The following is an 8,011-nucleotide window of genomic DNA, read 5'->3' on the forward strand; positions in this document are numbered from 1 at the left end:
ATTTAAGAAATATTGTTAAAAAAACAATTATAATATCAAGCCCATTATAACATAATTAGTAAATTAGTAAAACAAAAATATTAATTAATATTATTTAATTTCATTTTTATAAATAGTATTAAATATTTTAATATGAAGTTCTTCATCTAAAATTATTCTATTAAGAATAGAAAGTATGCTTTCGTTTTCAATAATATTAGTAATTTTTCTGTATTCTTTAATTAATTCTTTTTCAGAATTTATATTATTTATGAGTATATTCTTTAATGATGTGTCTGTACTTACATATTTAGAGCTCCAATGTAAATCTTTATTTTTCTTTTCAAAAACAAAGGAAGGCTCATCTCCTAAAGCAATAATTATGTCACCAAGTATATCTAAATGCTCTTTTTCAACAATTTCAATTTGTTTGAATATATCTTTTAAGTGAGGCTCCATTAAAAAACATTGATAGCTATATTGGTTTACTAAAGTTAATTCTGAATATATACCACAATAACATTTCTTTATTAATTTAGCATAAGATAAATTTTTTTCTTTAATATCAATTTCAGGATAAGGTAGCATTATTGAACAACCTCCCTTAAAATCTATATAATCTCTTTTCAAAATCTCATCTCCATTAAATACTAAGTATTATATTATATGAAAGAAGATATTCTAATGATATAATTTGTTATATTATTTTAGCTAGGAAAGGAAGATAAATTTGAAAATAATATTTAACGAAGAAACAAAATTAGCTTTATTAGAAGTATTAAAAAATAGTTCAAATAATAATATAAGAATAAAGGTTCTTGCTGTAGGGTGTGGAAAGCCAGCATATGATTTATATGCTGATTATGTATCGGAAGAAGATTTAGAATTTAGAATAAATGAAGTGAATTTTGTAATTGCAAAGAAAGATGAAAAAATTTGTGATGGAATTGAAATAAAGTATGATAAGGATATTTATAATAATGGATTTTATGTAAGAAGCTTATAAAGAAAACAAAGAAATTACATAAAAAAATTATAAAAATATATAAAAAATAATTAGGAGCTGTGTGCGCACAGCTCCTTTTCATAATATTAAGAGGATACTATTTATCGTATCCTCTTATATTTTAGCCAAAAATATTTAATATTATTCAATTTAAAATTATTTAGTGAAACAATAAAGCTAATAAACATATTATGTATTATCTACACAATAAGATAAAAGGAGAGAAAATACCAATGAAAATATGTTTAAAGAAGATTAACAACATGTCAGCATGTAATGAATATAACTTAACTATTTGTGCTGATGGCAGAATTGGAAGGCAAATAAGAAGAAGCTTACCAAAATGCATATGTGGCGATGGAATAAAGATTAATATAATAGTTACAGGTTGTGATGGTGTTTTAGAAGCACCAGCATTACCATGCAATGATTTAGTTTCTATTTCAACTCCTATTAAAGTTATAAGAAATAATCCATGTTGTAAAAATGACTCTAAATCTTCATGTCATGACTATGATAGTGAGGAATTTGACTTTGATATGGAAAGCTTTATGGAAAGCTGTAATATGGATATGGAAGTTGTACCAAATAGATATAGAATTCAAGAATATGCTATAATAGTAAGATCTTTTAATCCAGCAGTATCACAATTTTTATGTGAATTTCCTCAAATGTTTATAACTGACTGTGATAATACAGTGAAGATAATAATTATATTTGATAAAAATGGTAGCGTATTTACACCTCAATGTATAAATAATTGTGGAGGAAATTGTGGGTTTGGAGGTGGCTGCGGAGGCTGTGGTTTCGGCGGAAATTGCGGATTCGGAGGCGGCTGTGGTTTCGGTGGAGGCTGTGGTTGTGGATGCGGTTTTGGAGGCGGCTTATTTGGTTTAGCTGCACTTGCTTTATTATTCTGTTGTTAGCTAAAAATACAAAGGATAAATTTTATTGCCAAGATAAGATCTTCTTACCTTGGCTAATTTATTTATATTTTTAATGTTTTTATTTTGTTATGAAAATGACACAATATTTATAGTATAATGATATTAGGGCAATAAAATGCTTAAGTAAAGAGAGGGAGTATTAACATGGAGAAACTTCTGGAAGACAGAATTTATAATACCATTAACAACTACAGAAATGCTAAGATAAATTTAAGAAATGATGGAGATTTAATTAATCATTTTGCATCGTTAATTTTTGCTCATTATGAAAAGGAAATACCTTTTGATAAAGTAAAAGAAATAAGAAAATATATAAAGGCATCATCTTCTAGGGTATCATCCTTTAGAGGAGATATACTTTATATTTTATCCTTATTAATAGCATTAGAAGATGGAGATGCAAAAGAGTTAATTACTGATATATATGAAGTTGAAGAAATATTAAAGGAACAAGGTTTTAATGAATGTGATTATTTAGTTTTAACTTCCTTTGTTTTAGCAAAGTATGGCAGAAAAAAAGATAAGCATAGTGTTGCAGAAAAAATGAAGTCTGTATTTATCTTATTAAAAGAGAAATACTATAATATAACTGGAGAAGATGACTATTTAGTATGTGCATTATGGGCTTTAAATGATATTGATATTAAAACAATAGACGAATTTATAGAAACTATTTATAATTATATGACTAACTTAAATATAAAATCTAAAAATGGAATACAAAGCTTAACAAATGCAATAATGCTAACTGGTTCTTCAGGGCATATGTATAAAACTATTGAATTTATATTACAACTAGAAAAGAAAGATATAAAAATAGCTCAGCAGTTCTTGCCTCTTTTAGGAGTATTATCTAATAGGGATGTTAGAAAAACTATCAATCTAATTGATGGAGTAATTAATACCCTATGTGAGGAAGAAAGTGAATATGAATACTATATGGACAAAGGCTTTAGGACCATTATAGCTATTACAATAATATCTTTTACTACAATTAATGAGGAAAGAAATTATATAGACGAATTGTTAGCGCAAGGAGTATATTGTTTAATAAAATCTAAAAATAAAGGAATGTTTGAAGCAGCATTAGCCTAAGGGAGTTATAATGAATAGGTTGATATTACATGTAGATATGGATGCTTTCTTTGCATCAGTAGAACAACTTGATAATAAAAGTCTTAAAGGAAAGCCAGTAATAGTTGGTGGAGTAAGCGAAAGAGGCGTTGTATCAACATGTTCATATGAGGCGAGAAAATATGGGATACATTCTGCAATGCCTATTTTTATTGCAAGAAAATTATGCCCACATGGAGTATATTTAAAAACCAGGATGTATAGATATAAGGAAGTTTCTAAACAAGTGTTTAATATATTAAAAGATGTAACTGATATTATAGAGCCACTGTCTATTGATGAAGCATATTTAGATATTAGTAATAATAGGTTTAAATCAGGTATTGAAGCAGCTAACTATATAAAAAGTAGAGTTTTAAGAGAAGTTGGACTTACTATTTCAATAGGAATTTCTTATAATAAATTTTTAGCAAAATTAGCTTCTGATTGGAATAAACCTAATGGTATTAAGGTAATAACAAAGGATATGGTTCCAAATATTCTTTTGCCTTTTCCAGTTTCAAAAATTTATGGGTTAGGTAAAAAATCAGTTGAAAAGTTAAATAATATGGGGATTTTCACCGTTAAAGATCTTTACGATATGCCAAAGGAATTCTATATTGAATACTTAGGTAAGTATGGTTTAGAAATTTATGAGAGGATAAGAGGGATAGATAATAGGGAAGTAGAGGCACAAAGAGATAGAAAATCCTACGGTAGAGAAAGAACACTAAAAATAGATACAAAGGAAAAAGAAGATTTATTAGAATATCTATATGATTTTTCAAAGGAAATAAGCAATCAATTAATAAGACAAAATCTTGAAGGTAAAACTATAACCGTAAAATATAAAACAGAAGATTTTCAAAGTCATACAAGAAGTAAAACTTTGAATTTTTATACTAATAATTTTGAAGAGATATATAAGGTTTGTGAGGAAATACTAAATAATGAAGAAATAAATGAATATATAAGGTTAATAGGAGTAACAGTGTCATCATTTAAGGAAAATACTATAGAACAATTAACTTTATTTTAAAATTGCTTTAATTATTGTCAATTTTACTATATAATGAGATTGTTTGGTACACAATTATCTATAGAGGAGGATATCTTTTATGAACAAGAAAGATTTAGCAAGAATGATTGATCACACTATCTTAAAACCTGAAGCTACTGAAAAAGAAATTGAAACTTTATGTAAAGAAGCTTTGGAATATAATTTTGCGTCAGTATGCGTTAATCCATCAATGGTGGAGAAAGCAGCTGAATTATTAAAGGGTAGTGATGTAAAGGTTTGTACTGTAATAGGATTTCCTTTAGGGGCAACTACAACTGAAGTTAAGGCTTTTGAAACAGAAGATGTTATTAAAAAAGGTGCAACAGAAGTTGATATGGTTATCAATGTTGGAAAGCTTAAAGATGGAAATTTAGAGTATGTTAAGAAGGATATAGAAGCTGTTGTTAATGCTGCAAAAGGAAAAGCTTTAACAAAGGTTATCATAGAAACTTGTCTTCTAACTGATGAAGAAAAAGTAACAGCTTGTAAATTATCTAAAGAAGCAGGATCAGATTTCGTTAAGACATCAACAGGTTTTAGTACAGGTGGAGCTACTGCAAGTGATATTAAATTAATGAGAGAAACAGTAGGTAAAGAACTTGGTGTTAAGGCTTCAGGTGGAGTTAGAAGTTTAGAAGATGCAATGGCTATGATTGAAAATGGAGCAACAAGAATAGGAGCTTCTGCATCAATAGCAATTTGTGAAGGAACAGAATCAAATTCTACTTATTAAATAAATAAAAAAATTAAATAAGAACATAATATTAAAGAAGAGGCTGCTTAGACAGCCTCTTCTTTAATATTATATAAAAATACACTATTTAATTTACTTATTTTATTTATTTAAAGATGAAGGAGAAAAAATGAATTACATAATATTAATAATAGGCTTTATTTTACTTATAAAGGGAGCAGACATATTTGTTGATGGTGCTTCTGATATTGCAAAAGAGTTTGGAATCCCATCTATAATAGTTGGATTAACCATTGTTTCTCTGGGAACTAGTGCACCAGAGCTTGCAGTAAGTTTAATTTCATCCTTTCAAGGCAGTAATGGAATAACTATTGGTAATGTACTAGGTTCGAATATATTTAATACATTAATGGTACTTGGATTAACATCAATTATTATGCCAATAGTAATTAGTAAAAAAACTGTTTTTAAAGATTACATAGTAAATATATTAGTAACTATTTCCCTATTAATTTTAACCTTTGGAAGAACATTATTTAATAAAGAGCCGGGTTTAAGCACAATATCTGGGATAATATTGCTTATAGGTTGTATAGCATTTACTATTTACTTAATTAAAGTATCTAAAGATGAAAGTGAAGATAAGGAAAATAATGAGAAGATAAAATTTATTCCTTCTATTTTAAAAATTTTATTTGGAATTATAGGAATAATTTTAGGGGGGAATTTAGTAGTAGATTCAGCTTCTAATATAGCATATTCCTTTGGATTAAGTGATAAATTAGTAGGATTAACTATAGTTTCTATAGGAACATCTCTTCCTGAATTAGTTACTTCTATGATAGCTGCAACAAAGGGAGAAAATGATATAGCAATAGGTAATGTTCTTGGATCAAATATATTTAATATATTATTAATATTGGGAGTTTCTTCAAGTATTTCACCTATTATAATTTCAAAAGCTCTATTTGTAGATATAGTTTTCTTAATTGCAATATCTATATTACTTGGTATTTTTATGTTTAAAGGAAAAACTGAAAAATTATTTATAGGTAGAATGAAAGGTTTAACCTTAGTTCTAATATATCTAAGCTATTTTATTTATATAATATTTAGAAATTAGTTTGGAAATTAAAAGATTTCATTAACTATTAATCCATATATTCAACATTTTTTATAACATTAAAACTTTATAAAAACAAATAATAATAGTGTAAGTTGTAGGAGGTGTTTGAAATGAGTAAATGTGGATGTGAAAATAAAAATAAGAAAACTGAAGAGAAAAAATATGACTCTGGTTGTGGTTGTAAGCACGGTGCTGAAAAAACTGCTACCAACAATCAATGGGGAAAATAGTGGTCAATTAACATTTTAAATTTTTAAATAAAAAGGTAACTGGATGTTTTATCCAGTTACCTTTTTACATATCGTATTTTAACTTTAAATAAAAATTTGTTTCAGTGATTTTTTGATAAGGCTCAACCCATAAGCTACCTATACCTAATGTTATTACAGCTAGTAACCACCAACCAATAAAGGAAAGCTCTAACACAAAGAATTCCCATTTATATCCGTATATAAGCTTTGAACTTTCTCTTAAACATTCTATTATTCCCTTATCAGGATCTTCAGCTAAAATATAACAAGCTTGTGAATACATTAAAGCCACTATAATTCCAGGAACAATAAGTAAAAATGAAGCAAAAAGTATAGCAAATCCCATTAATAAATTTAGTCCAAGTGCTTTAAAAAATATATTGAATTGAGAAAATAAATCTGTAAATTTAGCTTCATCTCTATTAGTTGTAAAGTTTAAAAGGAATTTACTTAGGCCAATAGATATTACACCACCAAAAATTATTGAAATTAAATCTAATGTTAAAGTTAAGTTATCTGATATTTCTACTATATACTCTAGCCCACTTGTTATGCTAGTAGTATTTATAAATAAATTTCCTACAAGTACAGTAATAATTGCTACTCCCCAATTACCTCTTAATTGTTCTTTTGCTTGGAATTTTAATTCAGCTCTATTCATATACTACCCCCATTAAATTAGATATTAAGTAAATTATACAATATTTTCCTGTTAAGGTTAATATAATATTTTAAATTAATATAAAAAGTAAAAAATATATTTACAAATAATATTTAATACTATATTTCCTCATTATTTTTTTGGAATAAATCTATTTTATAAATCATAAAATGTGTAGAACATAATAAGATTTATATAGAGGTGAAAGATGAAAACTAAAATAGATATTTTTTCAGGATTTTTAGGAGCGGGAAAAACATTTCTTATTAAAAAACTTATTAATGAGGGTGCTTATAATGAAAATATTGCTATTATAGAAAATGAATTTGGAGAAGTAAGTATAGATGCATTGATTTTAAGAGATTCTAACATAAAAGTTAAGGAGATAAATTCAGGATGTATTTGCTGTGAAGTTACTGGAGACTTTAAGGAAGCTATTATAGAAGTAGTTAATAAATATAATCCTTCAAGAATAATTATAGAGCCATCTGGAGTGGCAAAACTAACAGATATAATTAAAATTTTTAAAGAATCAAAGCTAAGAGATAAGGTGGAAATAGATAATATAATTACTGTTATAGATCCTGAAAAATTCGATGTGTATTTTAAAAATTTTAAGGATTTCTATGAAGATCAAATTTTAAATACAAAAAAAATAGTTTTAAGCAGAACTCAAAATATGAAAAGCAGCGATTTAGATAGTATAATTACAAAAATTAATAAGGTTAATAAAAGGGCAGTAATAATAAGTAGCGACTGGAGAAAAATAAAGGGAATTGATATTTTAGATAAGGTAGAAATTAATTCCTTAAATATTAATGAATATAAAGGCATAAAGCCAAGATTAAAAACTATAGAAACTTCTAAAGCCAAGGATGTTTTTGAAAGCTTTGCTATTTATCCAAGTTGTAATTATTCAAATTTAGAATTAATATCAAAGTTTAAGTTTATTTCAAGTTCTAGAAGTTTTGGAGATGTAATAAGGGCAAAGGGAGTAGTTAGATTAAAGGATGATACTTTTGGACAATTTGACTTTGTAAAGGATGAGTTTGAAATTAGAAAAATAAATAATAGCATTTCTAGTGTTATTTCATTTATAGGTGTTAATTTAAATAAAAAAGAAATAGAAAAGCTATTTCTTTGAGGTAATAAATGAAGACTAAACTTGAAATTA

9 protein-coding genes are annotated in these 8,011 nt (G+C 26.5%); 7 read left to right on the plus strand and 2 right to left on the minus strand.

The window, feature by feature from the left end; all coding sequences use genetic code 11:
* Positions 1-90: 90 nt before the first annotated feature.
* Positions 91-609, minus strand: coding sequence for a ferritin family protein (locus tag HUJ77_RS11265; RefSeq protein ID WP_291708681.1), 519 nt, complete (start codon positions 607-609; stop codon positions 91-93).
* A 100-nt stretch (positions 610-709) separates the two neighbouring features.
* Here HUJ77_RS11265 and HUJ77_RS11270 point away from each other — a divergent pair, with 100 nt between their 5' ends.
* The 6 genes from HUJ77_RS11270 to HUJ77_RS11295 all read left to right on the plus strand — a co-directional run bounded on the left by HUJ77_RS11270 (position 710) and on the right by HUJ77_RS11295 (position 5,922).
* Positions 710-985 (plus strand): hypothetical protein, encoded by a 276-nt coding sequence (locus HUJ77_RS11270; RefSeq protein ID WP_291708683.1) that lies wholly within the window; start codon positions 710-712, stop codon positions 983-985.
* A gap of 233 nt (positions 986-1,218) precedes the next feature.
* Positions 1,219-1,911 (plus strand): hypothetical protein, encoded by a 693-nt coding sequence (locus HUJ77_RS11275; protein WP_291708685.1) that lies wholly within the window; start codon positions 1,219-1,221, stop codon positions 1,909-1,911.
* A gap of 165 nt (positions 1,912-2,076) precedes the next feature.
* The gene (locus HUJ77_RS11280; RefSeq protein ID WP_291708687.1) at positions 2,077-3,027 is read left to right on the plus strand and encodes a DUF4003 family protein; all 951 of its coding nucleotides are present in this window, start codon (positions 2,077-2,079) and stop codon (positions 3,025-3,027) included.
* Positions 3,028-3,037: 10 nt separating this feature from the next.
* Positions 3,038-4,084 (plus strand): DNA polymerase IV, encoded by a 1,047-nt coding sequence (locus tag HUJ77_RS11285; RefSeq protein ID WP_291708688.1) that lies wholly within the window; start codon positions 3,038-3,040, stop codon positions 4,082-4,084.
* Between the two features lie 79 nt (positions 4,085-4,163).
* Complete coding sequence (gene deoC / locus HUJ77_RS11290; protein ID WP_291708690.1) at positions 4,164-4,838, plus strand: deoxyribose-phosphate aldolase; 675 nt, start codon at positions 4,164-4,166, stop codon at positions 4,836-4,838.
* A 130-nt stretch (positions 4,839-4,968) separates the two neighbouring features.
* The gene (locus HUJ77_RS11295) at positions 4,969-5,922 is read left to right on the plus strand and encodes a calcium/sodium antiporter (protein ID WP_291708692.1); all 954 of its coding nucleotides are present in this window, start codon (positions 4,969-4,971) and stop codon (positions 5,920-5,922) included.
* Positions 5,923-6,219: 297 nt separating this feature from the next.
* On the opposite strand, the gene HUJ77_RS11300 is transcribed toward HUJ77_RS11295, so the two are convergent.
* A complete protein-coding gene (locus HUJ77_RS11300) occupies positions 6,220-6,837 on the minus strand; it encodes a DUF975 family protein (protein ID WP_291708694.1) in 618 nt (205 codons plus the stop codon).
* A gap of 208 nt (positions 6,838-7,045) precedes the next feature.
* Here HUJ77_RS11300 and HUJ77_RS11305 point away from each other — a divergent pair, with 208 nt between their 5' ends.
* Positions 7,046-7,981, plus strand: coding sequence for a GTP-binding protein (locus tag HUJ77_RS11305; protein WP_291708696.1), 936 nt, complete (start codon positions 7,046-7,048; stop codon positions 7,979-7,981).
* The last annotated feature ends 30 nt before the right edge of the window (positions 7,982-8,011 follow it).

Source organism: Clostridium sp., from assembly GCF_021443865.1.
Taxonomy (GTDB): Bacteria; Bacillota; Clostridia; order Clostridiales; family Clostridiaceae; genus Clostridium.